Source organism: Legionella pneumophila subsp. pascullei, assembly GCF_900637585.1.
GTDB classification, from domain to species: Bacteria; Pseudomonadota; Gammaproteobacteria; order Legionellales; family Legionellaceae; genus Legionella; species Legionella pascullei.
This window is the reverse complement of the sequence record NZ_LR134380.1, coordinates 2,102,671-2,118,129: the sequence shown is the minus strand read 5'-3', so window position 1 is coordinate 2,118,129 and position 15,459 is coordinate 2,102,671. Positions and strand designations below refer to the sequence as shown.

The window sequence follows — 15,459 nt, the reverse complement described above, 5'->3', positions numbered from 1 at the left end:
AATAATTGAATCATACTAAAATAGTATTGTGGGCCAAAAGGCGATGTTAAATCAATCGATGCAAATTTTAAAATCACTATCAGAGGGTATGGGAACTGCAGGGGGAGTGGCATGGACTACCTTTGGCCTGGTATTTGGTTCTTTTGGACTAACTGTAGGTAACTCAGCACTGACTATTTCATTGGGTGTCATTTCTGCCTGTTTATTCTTATTAGTCGCAATACCTGTCACTTATTGGTCTTATTGCAACTCTCATAAGGAAAATGATGAATTAAGACATGCTATTGAAGAACATGAAAATCAAATCGTTTATTATTTGACAGAATACTTATTGGCTACCAAGCAAGAATGTTTGCTTAAAAATCCTCAAAAATATCGTAATGATTATGATAAGTCTGTGCGGGTCGAAGAGCTTAAAAATCGATTATTTAAAAATATATCAAAACCGCCTGTTTCGACTTCGGCAGCACTATTTTTACACCGCCTGTACGGTGATAATCAAAATAACTCCATTCTTGGCAAGTTAATGGATACCAATACGATGGATAAATCAGTATTGAAAAAGGAACTATTGGCTGTTTATCGTGATAGTGTTATTTTTCAATTTGAAGAGCTTCCCCTATTTGCCAAATTAAAAACCGGATTTATTGCATTTTGTGCCGGATTTGGCTCACTGGCCGGTTGTTCGAGTGGGTCATTAGGTTTACTTACAGCCCTTGGTATTTTTCCAGGTTTTGCTGCAGTCCCTTTGGTTGGGTGGACAATTATCGGTATCGCTTGTGTTTTTGGTTTGCTGCTGTCTGGAATGAGTATTAATACTTCAATCCATAGGAGTAAAGAAAAACAGTTATTTGTTCAAAGTGAAACAATCCATCATGATTTAAAAAATTTGGCCATGTTGAAAACATTGTCTGTTGAAACCAAGTTAAAGGCACAAACCAAATATCAAATGAGAAGCAAAGAAGGCTTAACAGATAATTTAACAATGACGAGGGCATTGAAACGTTCTTTTTCTTTTGATAGTTATTTTTATAGAAACCATTCCTTATGGAATATTTCAAATAATTCTCCAGAGGTATCTAACTGTGGTTTTGAAAGCGCTTGCTCTACTTTTTCACTTTAATAAGAAGAGTTGTTTATAAGTTAATTAACTTGCATTAATTAATCTCATGAAAACAAGATACACACCACTAGTCCATCCAATACCTACGACATTGGTGTTATAGCTGTATTCAATTTTATTTTCAGTATGAATACTCATATTTTGAACATCATATTTTTCAATAAGAGTATGGGCTTCCAGTAATCCTTTATGAATTGTTTTGACAAAGCGGTCAGCAATATAAAATAAAATAGTTCCGTTAACTGGTTCGATGCTTCACTATAAAAAAGGGATTTATCATAATCATCAATCTCATGGGTTTTGAAATAATTTAAACTTTTTCATAATATACTGTTGATTCCTCTGGTGGCTTTCCTTGACCACCAGCATAATAACGAGACAAACCAAGATTAGGAATTAGGTGTGGAGATGATGTTCAGTAAGTATGGAGTTTTTTTGATGATTGGTAAGTGGATTAAGCCATTTTTTAACTTGGGTTTTGTCATAATAAGCTAAAATCATTGCTGAGAGTAAAGTGGGTTGTGAGCGTTGGAGGTAGTAAGTTCTGTTTGCATTTAGGATAGTTACGTAATGGTTAATTTCATAGATGAAGTTATCAATCATGTGTCGAGCCATTGTCAGACGATTATGCTCTATTAGCCCCAATTCTATAGATAACTATCCCAATCGGACATTTTATTAAGTCTTGCTCTGAGTACAATATAGGGATGAGGCAAATACAGCAAACCATGCTGTTTTATTGTTGAAATGGCCTAAGGAAGGTATTTAAAATTAATTTTCTTTTTTTATTCAGGCCAACTTTGGGAGGCTGTGTTTTTTATTTTATTAAGATTTTCTTCTTATGGTATGTAGATAATCGATTGAGTGCGGGATAACTTTTCATCAGAGTCTGCTAAGAGATTCACATTATCTCTGGTAAGTATACTCCAGGTATGTTCTATGCATTGATTAATCTCTTGCATGTACGATTGAAATACAGTCTGAGGATGGATAAAGCCAGGCTTAAAGTGGGAGAGGAAAATAAAAAATATTTTCACTAATGTTTATTTCTATTGATAAAATTAGTACTGTGATTTGGATTTATTCATGATTTTGATGTAAAAAAAGGCTGTCTTGTAAAAGACTTCCATTAAATATAGAAAAACCACTTGACAGCAATAAGGCGTCTAATTAAACTGCAGACCTTATTTTGGGGTTATAGCTCAGCTGGGAGAGCGCTTGCATGGCATGCAAGAGGTCGGCGGTTCGATCCCGCCTAGCTCCACCATCAACATCGTTGTATGTTGATGGTTAAAAAAAGTACTAGGTCCCCATCGTCTAGAGGCCTAGGACATCGCCCTTTCACGGCGGTAACGGGGGTTCGAATCCCCCTGGGGACGCCATTATTTGGCATTTAAATAGTGTTGTAGTGTTTTGATGTAATCTTAATAAGATCCAGGTCCCCATCGTCTAGAGGCCTAGGACATCGCCCTTTCACGGCGGTAACGGGGGTTCGAATCCCCCTGGGGACGCCATTTGGTGTAGAACCAATGGCTATTGTATTTTGCTCATTCCTGCCACCTAAAGCCTTTCAAAAATTGTTCTGGTATTAAACCCAAATAATCTCTCGTGCATGCGATAGGCATACTCGTCAGTCATATTCGCTAAATAATCACAAACGACTCTGTAGGCAGCGACTTCGTCAGGAGCTTGAGAAAATAACACTCGATTTTTATTATCGAGCAAGCTCGCTGGATTGGAGCTGATGGCATCAAATAACCGGAGTACTACCGTTTGACCACCGTATTCAAAAGTACGTGCTTCTTGAGAATCAATGACATTATTATAGATACATTGCATTAAATAGTTGAGGAGGGCGTGGGCTTCAGGAATCAGTGCAATATTATGTTTTAATAAACTGTTTTCAAATTCTTCGTTGGTTACAATGATTTGGGTAGAGGTAATAAAATAATTGACCATTTCTCCGATAGCTTGTTTTCTTAAACAGATTTCTGGAGAAAATAAAGAATTAAGCAAGCGTTCCTGATGCATTGAGAGGGTTGTTTCACTGATTAATTGTCTGAACTCAGGGGTATCAAGATGAGAGCGGTTAATTAATCTCAAGTGAATCGCATCTTCCAGGTCATGGACCCCATAGGCGATATCATCGGCTGTATCCATAATTGAGCAATCAAAATTATGATAGGCTGCTTTACCTGCTTGAGTACCATTAGGCTTTACAGAGAGAGATTGAAACAACTCCCTATCATTGTCTGATAAAGGAGATAATAACCAATCAACCTCTGGCTGCTCACAATCAAAATAAGCTTTAGGTGGTAGCCAATCGTTGATTTTGATTGTTTTATGAATCGATTCATGAATAGGGGGTTGTTTGGGAGCCGCCACATTAGCGCGTTTTACCGGGTATTTTAAAATACCTAACAGGGCACGACGCGTAAGATCCAGGCCAAACCCGCCGTAACTATTTTCAACTTTTGTCAGTAAGCGTAGAGTTTGTCCATTACCTTCGAATCCTCCATAATTTCGCATCATATAATTCAATGCGACTTCTCCTCCATGCCCAAAGGGAGGATGGCCAATATCATGAAGCAAACAAATCACGCTAATGAGATCATCGTTTGGCAAAAGACTGGACAATAACAATTGGTGTTCCTGGTTGGTCATCAAATTGCGAACAATACTTCTGCCAATGGAATCTACTTCCAGGGAGTGTGTTAAGCGGGTTCTATGAAAATCGCCCTCATCGGTTCCGAGAATTTGTGTTTTTCTTTGCAGTCTTCTAAATGCTGGACAGTGAATTACTCGTGTCCTATCTCGTTCATAGGGATCTCTATGATCTTGAGAACCTCTTTGATTAGTTTGACCAGAACGCCTATGAGTCCACATATCTTTTGCCCTTATTCAACAAATTAATTACTTTATTCTATACCATGTTGGGAAACAATAGAGTTTCTGTGTAATCCAGGGAACATCATACGATTGCTTGTAATAGCTTATTGCATAAGAATTTTGAGTCCGACACTTCCAATAGAAAAAATAGTTTGGGATTGACTCATAAAACATTTTCCTAAAGTTTTCCTAAATTTTGTAGATAACAACAAATAAGAATAAAAGTAAAAGTTAAAATCAGGGGGTGTTGTGATGAATATTCGCATCAAGTACATCGTTCTAGGTATCGGTATAATGAATATTTCTTCTTGTATGGTTTACGAGGATACCTACACTACCCGTTATCAAATTTATACCTATGATTATAATCAGATGTATCCTCAAGCAGATTATCATGGTCGTGATTACTATTATGGCTCTCAATCTGGTCAAAGTGTGGTGGTGCCTGATTCATATCATGTTGGTGAATATCATTCTCCTGTGTCATTTAAGGACAGAGACAGAAACTGGGTAAACAGTCAAAACCCTCAGGGCTATACTATTCAGATTGCCGATGACGAAAAAGCTTCTTATGTGGCCCAAAAACTCTACAAAGCACCTAAAAATGATAGGATGGCTCAAGTGAAATATTATCAAAATGGCAAAACTTATTATAAGGGTTTATATGGTACGTATGATAGTCCAGACGCAGCCCAAAAAGCATTGGAGTCTTTACCGCCTGAAATTAAACAGGGTGCTGGAATTAAAAATTGGGGGAGTATTCAAGGAAATTTGAATGAATAGATTTTCTTGAGAAACTATTTTTTATATAAAAAAATACTTTGATTTCCTGCCCTTTGTTGCTTTAAGGTCAGGGTTGATGGTCTTGACCAGCAAATAGTAATCCTTCTAACCAGTAGAGAGTATGATCATTAGTCGAGTTACTCCTGGCGTTGATGTTCTCTCCACATCAAATTGTTTTATATTGATAGAATAGAGTTCATTAATTTTTGCCAGCCATTGTATAAAGTTTTGAAAAGGGACTGCATCAAAGGTTAATTGAATATCTCCTGACCCTGTTTGTTGCAATTGATAGGGGAATTTGAGTGTTTTATTATTTTTAAGTTGAGAAGCAAGAATAGTTAACAATTGGCTGTTGTCTACAGATTCTTTTCTTTTGGCAGAACGTTTTTGTATTCTTACTTGCTTCATCCATTCCAGTGTTTCAGTTTTTTCAATTAATTGAGTGGATTTTTGATTTACCTGGTTACTTAGAGGGGCGTAAAGTAATAAATAGTAGCCATAAATAAAAAGTGATACGCCAGCCACTATGACCATCCACTTTTCTCGATCATTCAATGTGTTTAAATAGGTTTTCACGTTAACTCCAGGGTTGCAACAACTTGTTGATCTTTTGTTGAAGCTTGAGTTTGTTTCACTTTGAGTTGTAATTGTTTTAGTTTATTTTCAATTTCTTGTAAGCTTTCAAAATCGGAACTTACTAAAGTGATTGATATTATTTTATTTTGATATCTAAGCTGCTCCACTGTTATATCACTATCTTTCATGGCTTTGGACAATTGGTTTAATATAAACCAAAATCGAGATTGATTTTCTGTGGTATTGCCTCCAAGAAGCTGACTGATTCGAAACTTGGGACTGATAACTTGCTTGGCATCCGGGAAAAACTCACGATAAATGACTGCTGTTTGTTGGTCAATTTCATCTATCTGTTTGTTGAGCCAGTGCAAAGAAAGCCAATTAACTAAGAGAATAGAGATTAACCAGATGCCGCATAGTCCACCAACCAATTGATATCCCTTTTTAATCCAATCGGTTGTTTTTCCATGCTGCATTTCACCTTGACAAAGATTAAGAGGTTTTGATTTTATCAATCTTTTACCAATCCAGGTGTACGAATGCTCTTCATTTTGGCTAGCTGTAGAGAGGGCGATTATTTTGCTGTCTTGAAAGATGTGGGTGAGATGTTGTGGATGATTTTTCAGGTAAGTTTGAGCCAAATCACCTGAAAGGACACCTTTAAAATCTTCATTATTGATCAATAGCTCGGATTCACTTATGACCAATTCTTGAGATTCAAGTGCAAACCAGTCAAGAGTTATTGTATCAAACTCTATCCCGTGTTCATCAAAAACTTCAATTAACTTTCTTATTCGCTGCTTATCAATCACAACAACGAGGTATTGATTATTCTGATAATGAAATTTATCAAAAGAAAAATGAAGTTCTTCGACCGGTTGAGTTACTTTATCCTCAAGCGCATAGGGAATTGCAATTCTGGCTTTTCTTTCAGGCAACCAGGGAATCGCAAGATCAAGAAGTATTGCTCTGGTACAGGTTTCTACAATAATCGTACTGGATTCTTTTTGTAACTCTTTTATTTGCAAGAAATTACGAAATTCAGGGGGAGCAATTAACTCTCCCATATCAGATATTTTGAGGCATACACAACCATTATCATCAAGATGTTTGCTAAAAATAAAACACTTATCCATGAGTCAAACTCTGTATTGTTATGGCTGTCAATGTTTCAGTATATACCAGTAATTATTGTTATTTCTAGCTGGCTACGTTCTCTATGTGACCTTAAACATAGGCTCTATGTCTTTTTGCAGCATTGGTATACCAATGTTGCTTCAATTGTTGAGATAACAAATAGACCGCCAAAGCATATTGAGGGCTCGAATTGTAGCGAGTAATTACAAAAAAATTAGCGTAGGCAATCCAGTATTCTTTTCCCTTGCGTGTAACTAACTCGATGACTCCTGCACGTGGGGGATGATTTTGTGAGGCTGTTATTGGTTTTACTCCATAACTTATAAGCTGAGAGTATCGGTAATTTGCGGTTTTAGGGTTCATACGAAGTTGTTTGTATCGCCATCCGGAGATTTTAGCAGGTTGAGCGATACCTTGATTTAATTTCCAGCCATGCTTATGTAAATAATTGGCGATGCTGGCAATAGAGTCGGCATTGTCATTGACCAAATCCCGTCGACCATTGTTGTTAAAATCGACAGCGTAATATCGATAACTGCTTGGCATAAATTGAGGTTTTCCTATAGCTCCTGCATAAGATCCTTTGTATTGAGTAGGAGATACGCGCTGTTCTCGACACAGAAGGAAAAATTCCTTTAATTCTTTGGTAAAGAATGGAGATCGTTTTGGGTAGTTAAAAGCCAGTGTAGCTAGAGTATCCAAGACTCTGTATTCACCCTGGCGTTCACCATATAAGGTCTCAACCCCCAAAATAGCTATAATGATCTCGGGGGACACGCCATATCTTCTCTGAACTTTTTCCAATGTTTTTTGATTTTCTGCCCAAAATTGTAATCCGCTTTTTAATCTTTTCTGAGTAAGAAATAGTTCTCGGTACACATCCCAATTTTTCTTTTCATACGGTTTTTCCATAGACTCGATGACTTGAGGTTGAAGTTTGACTTGGTTCATCACTGCGGTTAATTGATTACGATTAAAGTGATAATCCTTTACCATCATGTTAATAAAGGATTGTACATCTTTACGTTTTGTAAATGTTGTGTCGGAATAAGTAGAGAAAGATAAAAAAAAGAGTGTAATAAAACCTAGCCAGATGGTTTGTCGCATCATGTACCCTGTATCGTTGCAAAGCACAAATTTTAGTAAAAATAAAGGTTCATAGCAAATTTTTGCCCGCTATCCATCTTTGGTACAGTTTATGGAATTGATAAACGAAGAGTAAATTTTCTTTCTTTTAAGAATATAAAAATGACTGAATTTGCTTTGCCTACTTTCTGCACGTTAACATTTAAGATAGACTTATGCTATTTACAAGAAGGTTAGAACAGTTGAAAGATTTAAACCGAATTCGAAATTTTTCAATAATTGCCCATATTGATCATGGTAAGTCTACATTGGCTGATCGATTTATCCAAATTTGTGGCGGATTGAGTGAGCGTGAAATGAGCTCGCAAGTTCTTGATTCAATGGATATCGAGCGTGAGCGAGGTATTACCATCAAAGCGCAATGCGTTTCTTTGAATTATACAGCCAAAGATGGAAAGACATATTTATTGAATTTTATCGATACGCCAGGGCATGTTGATTTTAGCTACGAGGTATCTCGCTCCCTTGCCGCTTGTGAAGGCGCTATCTTGGTTGTTGATGCGGCGCAGGGAGTAGAAGCACAAACTTTAGCAGTTTGTTATACAGCAATTGACCAATCTCTTACTGTATTGCCAGTACTGAACAAAATTGATTTACCGCAGGCAGAACCTGAACGAGTTATTTCCGAGATTGAAGATATTATTGGCCTTGATGCCCAAAACGCTATTAGAGTGAGTGCTAAAAGCGGCTTGGGTGTTAATGATGTTTTAGAGGCGTTGGTAGCGGATATACCTCCTCCGAAAGGAGATGTTCATGCTCCATTACAGGCACTTATTATTGATTCCTGGTTTGATAGCTATCTTGGAGTCGTCTCACTGGTCCGTATTGTTAATGGCGCTATACGCAAAGGGGATAAGATGCGGGTGATGTCCACAGGCAGAGCTTATGAAGTGGATCAAGTGGGTATTTTTACCCCCAAACGCACAAAACTGGATGCTTTGTATGCAGGTGAAGTGGGTTATGTCGTTGCAGGAATAAAGGAAATTCAGGGTGCTCCGGTTGGCGATACTTTAACTTTGGATAAAAATCCGGCCGATAAAGTACTTCCAGGATTTCAACGTGTTAAGCCCCAAGTTTATGCCGGTTTGTTTCCAGTCAGTTCTGATGATTTTGAGGCATTTAGAGAGGCGTTGGCTAAATTGAGTTTAAATGATGCTTCTTTATTTTATGAACCAGAATCTTCTGAGGCTCTGGGATTTGGTTTTCGCTGCGGATTTTTAGGCATGTTGCATATGGAAATCATTCAGGAGCGATTGGAAAGAGAATATAACCTTGATTTGATTTCTACGGCACCTACTGTTGTTTATCAGATTGTAACTCAGAAAGGTGAAACTTTATTAATTGATAACCCTTCACATTTGCCTCCGACTCCGCAAATAAAGGAGATGTATGAGCCAATTGTCAGAGCAAATATTTTAGTGCCACAAGATTATTTGGGACCTATCATTACCTTATGTGTTGAAAGACGTGGTGTTCAAGTCAGCATGACTTATAGTGGCCGTCATGTTTCGGTTGTTTATGACATACCTATGAGTGAAGTGGTATCTGATTTTTTTGACAGATTAAAATCAGTGAGTCGAGGTTATGCTTCTTTGGATTATAACTTCCAAAGATTCCAGATTGCTGATTTGGTCAAGATGGATATATTAATCAATAGTGAGCGTGTAGATGCTCTTGCTGTGATTGTTCATAGAGATTCTGCCCATAGTCGCGGAAAATTAATCGCGGAGAAGATGCAACAGCTTATTCCAAGACAGATGTTTGATGTGGCTATTCAGGCTGCCATAGGAAGCCATATTATTGCCAGACAAACAGTGAAAGCATTGCGGAAAAACGTTACAGCGAAGTGTTATGGTGGTGATGTGACGCGTAAGCGAAAGTTGCTGGAAAAACAAAAGGCGGGTAAGAAAAGAATGAAACAAGTGGGGCATGTAGAAATACCTCAGGAAGCATTTATGGCTGTGTTTCAAACAGATAAAAAAAAGTAGAGACACTAGTTTACTAATGATGAGTTGTTGACCTTTTCATTAGCATCTGGACATAAGTCAAATCGTGATTAAATTGTCTTTTGCTTAAAATTGGGGATATTGAATTTATGAATTTTGCTTTAATATTAGTTATCTTATCGGCTATATCTGGTTTGATTGCATTATTAGACTGGTTGGTTTGGTCTAAAAAGCGTCAACCCGAACAAAAGCCAGGTCGAATTATTGAGTATTCTCGTTCATTTTTTCCTGTATTTTTTATTGTTCTGCTGTTGCGTTCTTTTTTAGTTGAACCTTTTCGTATTCCTTCGGGCTCACTTGAGCCTACTTTGCTGGTTGGTGATTTTGTAGCAGTTAATAAATTTGCATATGGCCTGAGACTTCCTGTATGGGAGAAAAAAGTAGTTCCAATTGCTAATCCCAAAACAGGGGAAATCGCAGTTTTTCGCTGGCCCCCAGAACCATCTTATGACTATATTAAAAGAGTTATTGGAGTGCCTGGCGATAGAGTTTCATATCATGATAAAAAACTAACTATTAATGGCAAAGAGGTGAAACAGACCTTTGTTGAGTATACTACCGATGAAAGTTCTGGCAAGGCTGTGACAAAGTATAAAGAAGATTTAAATGGTGTGGTTCACGATATATTTATCAGACCTGATGCGCCGGCCGTAGATTTTGATATAGTCGTTCCTGAGGGGAATTACTTTATGATGGGGGATAATCGGGATGATAGCGCCGATAGCCGATTCTGGGGGTTTGTGCCTGATAGCTATTTAAGAGGAAGAGCTTTTCTGGTCTGGATGAGTTGGAATGGGAAGACAGATAACGTACGATGGTCAAGGATAGGCAGGTTAATTCATTGAGGGAATAAGACATGAGAAAACAACAGGGAATGACATTAATTGGTATGCTGTTTACTGCTGTTGTGGTGATAATGGCTGGTGTCCTTGTTATGCGAGCAGCGCCAGTTTATATTCAACATTATTCAATTATACATTCAATCAAATCATTGAATTCAACACCTGTTTCTTCTTTGTCGGGAGATCCTTTGACTGACGTTGCAACTTTAAGGGAAAGTGTGACTAAACGATTAGATATCAATGGGATAGAGGACTTAAAACCAGGAGAGTTGGTTATTACTCCTTCAGGCCCCAATAAATTTAAAATTAAGTTAAAATATCAAGTCACCAAGCCTTTGGTTTATAACATGAGCTTATTATTTAATTTTGAAGATAATTTTGAGGTAATAACAGGTAGTGAAAATTAATTTAGAAAGATTGTGTAGACGTTTAAACTATCATTTTAATAACATGGCCTATTTGAAGCAGGCTTTGACGCATTGCAGTGCTGGTAGCGATAATTATGAGCGCTTTGAGTTTCTTGGTGATTCGATATTAAGTTTTATTATTGCCAATGAATTATTTAGTCGTTTTCCACTTTATAGTGAAGGACAATTAAGTCGCTTACGCTCTTTTCTTGTTAAAGGTGAAATGCTGGCGGAAATAGCCAGAGAAATAGATTTGGGTGATTATCTTTTTCTTGGACAAGGAGAGTTAAGGAGTGGTGGATTTCGGCGTACTTCTATATTAGCAGATGCACTCGAGGCTGTATTGGCAGCCATTTATTTGGATGGAGGAATGACTGCTGCCAAACAGATTATTTTAAGGCTTTATAGTTCGCGGCTGGATGATCCAGATTTGAATCATTGCTTAAAGGATGCAAAAACTCAATTACAGGAGTTTTTGCAAGCATCAAAATTTGCCTTGCCTGAATACGTTTTAACCAAGATTGAGGGTGATGAGCATGATCAAACCTTCTATGTAACGTGCACAATTGAGGGGGTGACTCAGGTAGCTTATGGTACAGGTCCTAATAGAAGAAAAGCAGAGCAGTTGGCAGCAAAAGCCATGCTGGAACAGTTGCAAGGTTAAGTGGCATTGATCAACAACTCTTTTTGAAGTTCACAGCTAACATATCGCTGTTTTACTCCAGGTTTTCCAGAGCATGACATATTTCTAACCATTCTTCTTCTGTCTTCAATAAAGAACAATGAGCAATATCTCGTTCCTTTAACAGATTATCCAATTTATTTTTCTGGTTTGCATCTTCATACAGAGAAACATCAGCTAACTGCTTATCAAGATGGTGCAGTTGATTCTGGTAGAGTTCAATGAGTTGCTCCAGTTTTTTTAATTTGTTTTGATAGCTTTTTCTTTCTTTATATTCATTTGTAGAAGCTGGTAATTTGGATTCTTTTTCTGAATTTCTGGTTTGCAGCCACAGATAATAATCATCAAGATCCCCTTCAAATGGTTGTACCTTGCCTTGATAAATGAGATAAAAATTATCAACACTTGATTTTAACAAATGGCGGTCATGCGAAATCAAAATTAAAGCACCCTCATAAGTTTGCAGTGCTAATTCAATTGCTGCCCGCATTCCAAGATCCAAATGGTTTGTTGGCTCATCCAGTAGAAGAAGATTTGGCTTTAACCAAACCAGTCTCGCTAATGCCAGACGAGCTTTTTCACCACCTGAAAAGTAGTGAATGGGCTGTACCGCCATATCCCCTCTGAAATTAAATCCACCTAAAAAATCCCGTATGGTTTGTTCTCTTGCCTCTGGTGAGAGGGTTTGCAGTGTTTCTACTGGACTTAACTTACAGTCTAATTGCTCAAGTTGATGCTGAGCGTAGTACCCAATTTGCAAATGAGGGGAGCGATGGATGTCTCCACTTAATACGGGTAAATCGGTTGTAAGTGTTTTAATTAAGGTTGATTTCCCCTCACCATTAGGTCCCAGGAGAGCAATTCTATCTCCTGGATTAAGAGAAAGTTTGATTTTTTTTAAAACAGGAGATTGAGTGATATAGCCTGCATCGACTTGATTGCATTGAATTAAGGGGTTTCCTGCACGAGGGCAGGGGAAAAAATCAAAAGAAAAAGGGGAATCAGCTTGAGCTGCTGCAATTATTTCCATTTTTTCTATGGCTTTAATTCGGCTTTGAGCTTGCTTGGCTTTGGTTGCTTTCGCTTTAAAGCGAGTTACAAAAGCCATCATATGTTTTATTTTGTGTTGTTGCTTTTCATGCATTGCTTGTTGTAATGCTAATTGCTGCGCATGCGTTTTTTCAAAACTGCTATAGTTTCCTGAATAAAGAGTCAGATTTCGATTTTCTATATGCAAGATGTGAGTAACAAATGCGTCAAGAAATTCTCTATCGTGTGAAATAAGAATAATGGTACTTGGACTTTGTTTTAAATAGCGTTCCAGCCAGAAAATAGCTTCCATATCCAAATGGTTAGTGGGCTCATCCAGCAAAAGAAGATCAGCAGGCTTCATTAAGCAGCGAGCAAGATTTAAGCGCATTCTCCAACCGCCAGAGAAGCCGTTAACTGGTTCTTGCTGCTGATTTCCATTAAATCCCAAGCCAGACATAATAACAGCTGCTTGCGCTGGCTTACTGTAACCACCTGTATGAGAAAGTTCTTCGTGACATTGCAAGACTTCGGCATCATCGCCTTTTCTTTCAGCTTCTGAAAGACGCTTTAGCAATTTAATATATTGTTGATCACCAGCAAGAACAAAATCCAATGCTTTTTCATTGCTATCAGGTATTTGTTGAGACAAATGACTAATACTAAGTTGTGGATTAATGAGATACTCGCCAGTATCGGGAGACAATTGGCCTAAAAGAAAATCAAATAATGTCGATTTCCCACAACCGTTATGGCCAATAAGGCCAATTTTTTGCTTTTCATAAAGACTGACATTGACCTTATCGAGTAAAATTTTATCTCCTCTGGATAAGGTGATTTGACGCAATGTAAGCATGTTAGACCGTAAAGCTTGAACTAATTCGGCATTTTATCATAAATTAGCCGCAGCTTCCTATTGTTCATATAAGTGAGTCAGGTAGAGATCATACTAATTTGAGTCAGTTATAAGCTATAATACTATATTAATTTGAGCATATTTTTATCATTCTCGCGCAGGCGGGAATCCATTCCAGTAGTAAACTCTGTCGTATCTTGCAGGATAGATTACCGCCTGCGCGGTAATGGCTAAATTATGCATTATAACTAAAATATGATTTTGCCCTGATAGGCGAGTCAAGTATTTGCAATTTCTTACAAGCTGATTTTCTTAAAAAAATTATTCACTAGGCTGAATTATTTTCTTTCGAGCTGATTGATAACGTGCTTGTTTTTCTATATCAATATACCGGTCAGTTGTAGCACTTGAACTGTGACCTGCGTCATCTCGTACATGCTCCCTGGGTCTGATTTTTACATCTTCAGATATTCCTGTATGTCTCAGCCAATGCACAGTGGCAGCGGAAAGATTATCAGCTTCCTCTGATAAGCCATTTATTCGAAGTTGTTCCTCTGCCAAGTCAAAGCAGCGTTGAACAATACGTCTAATAGGGGCTGTATCACTCATTGGGCCATGACCACGCAGTTTGGGAAGTAAAGGCGAATTATCAGCTGGCGATGGAAGAGGAGTAAGTCCAAGAAATGTACGCCAGCGGGTAAGGCTTTCCAACATGGCATCACTTACTGCAATTTGTCGTTCCTTATTTCCTTTTCCAACGGTTGTAAACCACCAATGACCATTACTGTCTTTGGCAAAATCATTCATACTGGGTACCCATCTGTCACTGGCAGCAAGTTCTGAGATACGAAGATACATGCCAAACAAAAGGCTTAAAATAAAACGAGTGCGCTCATGTTTTTCAGGGGAATCCTCAGCTAAAATTTCAGCTGCTCGCAGGACAGTTTCCCATTGTACCAGGCTTAACCGTCTAACCGGTGCATTGTGTTGCCTTTTGCGAATAAATTTGCTTTTTTGCCTAATGAGTGCGACGGGATTGGAAACCAGATATTCTTCAGCAATTAAAAAATTGAAGAGCGTACTTAAAATGGCGAATATTTCTTGCACGGCACCCTGAGATAACTTGAATTGATCTATTGATGCAGTATGACCATTTTTTCTGGATACTTTACTTAGTGTGACTACAAAAGGTCGCCATTCCTCATTGGGTGAGCGTTTGCCATTTTTTTCAATAAATCGGGGAACTTTTTTTAGACCAATCCATGTTTTAGGCGGGTTTTGACAGAAGTGGATGTATTGCTCAATATCATCCCGTCTTAATGAATCAATTGTAGAATTTTTGATAAGCCATGACCATTGTAATAAACGTTCTGTTTCTCTTCTGTAACTGTTGAATGTGCCTTCGCTCCCTACGTAGCTCTTTAAAAAACTTAAACAATAATTGAAATCATTGAGAAATCGAGTATCAGGTAATATCACATTCTCATGATTTTTATGGATGTGATTAAGATTATCAAACAAGGGTAATAGTTTTGCTTTCATGGTCATAACTCATCTGCTGATAATTCACTATGCTAACCTAATTGCTGATTTTAGTCATGGGGGTTGGTAGTGTACATGCGTTGTATTAACTTATAATTTAATAACACTGAGACAGCTAAGTAAGCGCTTATTAAAGAGCAATAAATTTAATAAAAGTATGAAAAAAATTGAGAGTAAAACTCTGCGCAAATTAAAAATTAAAATTAAATGCTAAAGGATATTGACCTTCGTGATAGCACCTAGTATTATCTGCGCTCTGTCCTTGGGACGGGTATCGGGGTGTAGCGCAGTCTGGTAGCGCGCCTGCTTTGGGAGCAGGATGTCGGGGGTTCAAATCCCTCCTCCCCGACCATTTAAGCGCCCGTAGCTCATCTGGATAGAGCATCGGCCTTCTAAGCCGAGGGTAGCAGGTTCGAATCCTGCCGGGCGCGCCAGCCGCCT

Annotated in this window: 14 protein-coding genes and 5 tRNA genes; 11 read left to right on the top strand and 8 right to left on the bottom strand. The window is 38.0% G+C overall.

Features of this window, described 5'->3' with window-relative positions; genetic code table 11:
* The first annotated feature begins 58 nt into the window (after positions 1-58).
* On the top strand, positions 59-1,123 hold the full coding sequence (locus EL201_RS09630) for a hypothetical protein (RefSeq protein WP_027222056.1): 1,065 nt from the start codon (positions 59-61) through the stop codon (positions 1,121-1,123).
* A 24-nt stretch (positions 1,124-1,147) separates the two neighbouring features.
* Here EL201_RS09630 and EL201_RS15850 read toward each other — a convergent pair whose 3' ends face one another.
* Positions 1,148-1,285 (bottom strand): hypothetical protein, encoded by a 138-nt coding sequence (locus tag EL201_RS15850; RefSeq protein WP_231955222.1) that lies wholly within the window; start codon positions 1,283-1,285, stop codon positions 1,148-1,150.
* A gap of 234 nt (positions 1,286-1,519) precedes the next feature.
* The gene (locus EL201_RS15845; RefSeq protein WP_027222055.1) at positions 1,520-1,726 is read right to left on the bottom strand and encodes a trehalase family glycosidase; all 207 of its coding nucleotides are present in this window, start codon (positions 1,724-1,726) and stop codon (positions 1,520-1,522) included.
* 588 nt (positions 1,727-2,314) lie between these two features.
* Here EL201_RS15845 and EL201_RS09620 point away from each other — a divergent pair.
* The 3 genes from EL201_RS09620 to EL201_RS09610 all read left to right on the top strand — a co-directional run bounded on the left by EL201_RS09620 (position 2,315) and on the right by EL201_RS09610 (position 2,637).
* A tRNA-Ala gene (locus EL201_RS09620) sits at positions 2,315-2,390 on the top strand.
* 39 nt (positions 2,391-2,429) lie between these two features.
* Positions 2,430-2,505: transfer RNA gene (locus EL201_RS09615), tRNA-Glu, on the top strand.
* A gap of 56 nt (positions 2,506-2,561) precedes the next feature.
* Positions 2,562-2,637, top strand: a tRNA-Glu gene (locus EL201_RS09610).
* 46 nt (positions 2,638-2,683) lie between these two features.
* Here EL201_RS09610 and EL201_RS09605 read toward each other — a convergent pair.
* Positions 2,684-4,009, bottom strand: a complete 1,326-nt coding sequence (locus EL201_RS09605) for an anti-phage deoxyguanosine triphosphatase (protein ID WP_027222054.1) — start codon at positions 4,007-4,009, stop codon at positions 2,684-2,686.
* A gap of 252 nt (positions 4,010-4,261) precedes the next feature.
* On the opposite strand from EL201_RS09605, the gene EL201_RS09600 reads away from it, so the two are divergent.
* Complete coding sequence (locus tag EL201_RS09600) at positions 4,262-4,795, top strand: SPOR domain-containing protein (protein ID WP_027222053.1); 534 nt, start codon at positions 4,262-4,264, stop codon at positions 4,793-4,795.
* Between the two features lie 105 nt (positions 4,796-4,900).
* Here the strand turns inward: EL201_RS09600 and lspM are convergent, their stop codons facing one another.
* The 3 genes from lspM to mltB form a co-directional block, all read right to left on the bottom strand.
* Positions 4,901-5,371, bottom strand: coding sequence for a GspM family type II secretion system protein LspM (gene lspM, locus EL201_RS09595; RefSeq protein WP_027222052.1), 471 nt, complete (start codon positions 5,369-5,371; stop codon positions 4,901-4,903).
* Complete coding sequence (gene lspL, locus EL201_RS09590; protein ID WP_027222051.1) at positions 5,368-6,507, bottom strand: GspL family type II secretion system protein LspL; 1,140 nt, start codon at positions 6,505-6,507, stop codon at positions 5,368-5,370. The genes lspM and lspL overlap by 4 nt, the downstream gene beginning before the upstream one ends.
* A gap of 91 nt (positions 6,508-6,598) precedes the next feature.
* Positions 6,599-7,615, bottom strand: a complete 1,017-nt coding sequence (gene mltB, locus EL201_RS09585; RefSeq protein ID WP_027222050.1) for a lytic murein transglycosylase B — start codon at positions 7,613-7,615, stop codon at positions 6,599-6,601.
* Between the two features lie 194 nt (positions 7,616-7,809).
* Between mltB and lepA the strand changes: the two genes are divergently transcribed.
* The 4 genes from lepA to rnc all read left to right on the top strand — a co-directional run bounded on the left by lepA (position 7,810) and on the right by rnc (position 11,573).
* Positions 7,810-9,642, top strand: coding sequence for a translation elongation factor 4 (lepA, locus tag EL201_RS09580; protein ID WP_027222049.1), 1,833 nt, complete (start codon positions 7,810-7,812; stop codon positions 9,640-9,642).
* Positions 9,643-9,749: 107 nt separating this feature from the next.
* Entirely contained in the window at positions 9,750-10,505 is a 756-nt protein-coding gene (gene lepB, locus EL201_RS09575; protein WP_027222048.1) for a signal peptidase I, read from the top strand.
* Between the two features lie 11 nt (positions 10,506-10,516).
* The gene (locus EL201_RS09570) at positions 10,517-10,909 is read left to right on the top strand and encodes a DUF4845 domain-containing protein (protein ID WP_027222047.1); all 393 of its coding nucleotides are present in this window, start codon (positions 10,517-10,519) and stop codon (positions 10,907-10,909) included.
* The gene (rnc, locus tag EL201_RS09565) at positions 10,899-11,573 is read left to right on the top strand and encodes a ribonuclease III (protein ID WP_027222046.1); all 675 of its coding nucleotides are present in this window, start codon (positions 10,899-10,901) and stop codon (positions 11,571-11,573) included. Before EL201_RS09570 ends, rnc begins: the two co-directional genes overlap by 11 nt.
* 52 nt (positions 11,574-11,625) lie before the next feature.
* On the opposite strand, the gene abc-f is transcribed toward rnc, so the two are convergent.
* Positions 11,626-13,476: a ribosomal protection-like ABC-F family protein gene (gene abc-f / locus EL201_RS09560; protein ID WP_027222045.1), complete on the bottom strand. Its 1,851-nt coding sequence runs from the start codon at positions 13,474-13,476 to the stop codon at positions 11,626-11,628.
* Between the two features lie 321 nt (positions 13,477-13,797).
* Complete coding sequence (locus EL201_RS09555) at positions 13,798-15,024, bottom strand: tyrosine-type recombinase/integrase (RefSeq protein WP_027222044.1); 1,227 nt, start codon at positions 15,022-15,024, stop codon at positions 13,798-13,800.
* Positions 15,025-15,293: 269 nt separating this feature from the next.
* Between EL201_RS09555 and EL201_RS09550 the strand changes: the two genes are divergently transcribed.
* Together EL201_RS09550 and EL201_RS09545 are read left to right on the top strand one after the other, a co-directional pair.
* Positions 15,294-15,370, top strand: a tRNA-Pro gene (locus tag EL201_RS09550).
* Between the two features lie 5 nt (positions 15,371-15,375).
* Positions 15,376-15,452: transfer RNA gene (locus EL201_RS09545), tRNA-Arg, on the top strand.
* Positions 15,453-15,459: the final 7 nt, after the last annotated feature.

Coding starts and splice junctions, on each gene's coding strand:
- EL201_RS09630 (WP_027222056.1), top strand. CDS start 59: ATGCAAATTTTAAAATCACTATCAGAGGGTATGGGAACTGCAGGGGGA.
- EL201_RS15845 (WP_027222055.1), bottom strand. CDS start 1,726: ATGATTGATAACTTCATCTATGAAATTAACCATTACGTAACTATCCTA.
- EL201_RS09605 (WP_027222054.1), bottom strand. CDS start 4,009: ATGTGGACTCATAGGCGTTCTGGTCAAACTAATCAAAGAGGTTCTCAA.
- lspL (WP_027222051.1), bottom strand. CDS start 6,507: ATGGATAAGTGTTTTATTTTTAGCAAACATCTTGATGATAATGGTTGT.
- mltB (WP_027222050.1), bottom strand. CDS start 7,615: ATGCGACAAACCATCTGGCTAGGTTTTATTACACTCTTTTTTTTATCT.
- lepA (WP_027222049.1), top strand. CDS start 7,810: ATGCTATTTACAAGAAGGTTAGAACAGTTGAAAGATTTAAACCGAATT.
- lepB (WP_027222048.1), top strand. CDS start 9,750: ATGAATTTTGCTTTAATATTAGTTATCTTATCGGCTATATCTGGTTTG.
- EL201_RS09570 (WP_027222047.1), top strand. CDS start 10,517: ATGAGAAAACAACAGGGAATGACATTAATTGGTATGCTGTTTACTGCT.
- abc-f (WP_027222045.1), bottom strand. CDS start 13,476: ATGCTTACATTGCGTCAAATCACCTTATCCAGAGGAGATAAAATTTTA.
- EL201_RS09555 (WP_027222044.1), bottom strand. CDS start 15,024: ATGACCATGAAAGCAAAACTATTACCCTTGTTTGATAATCTTAATCAC.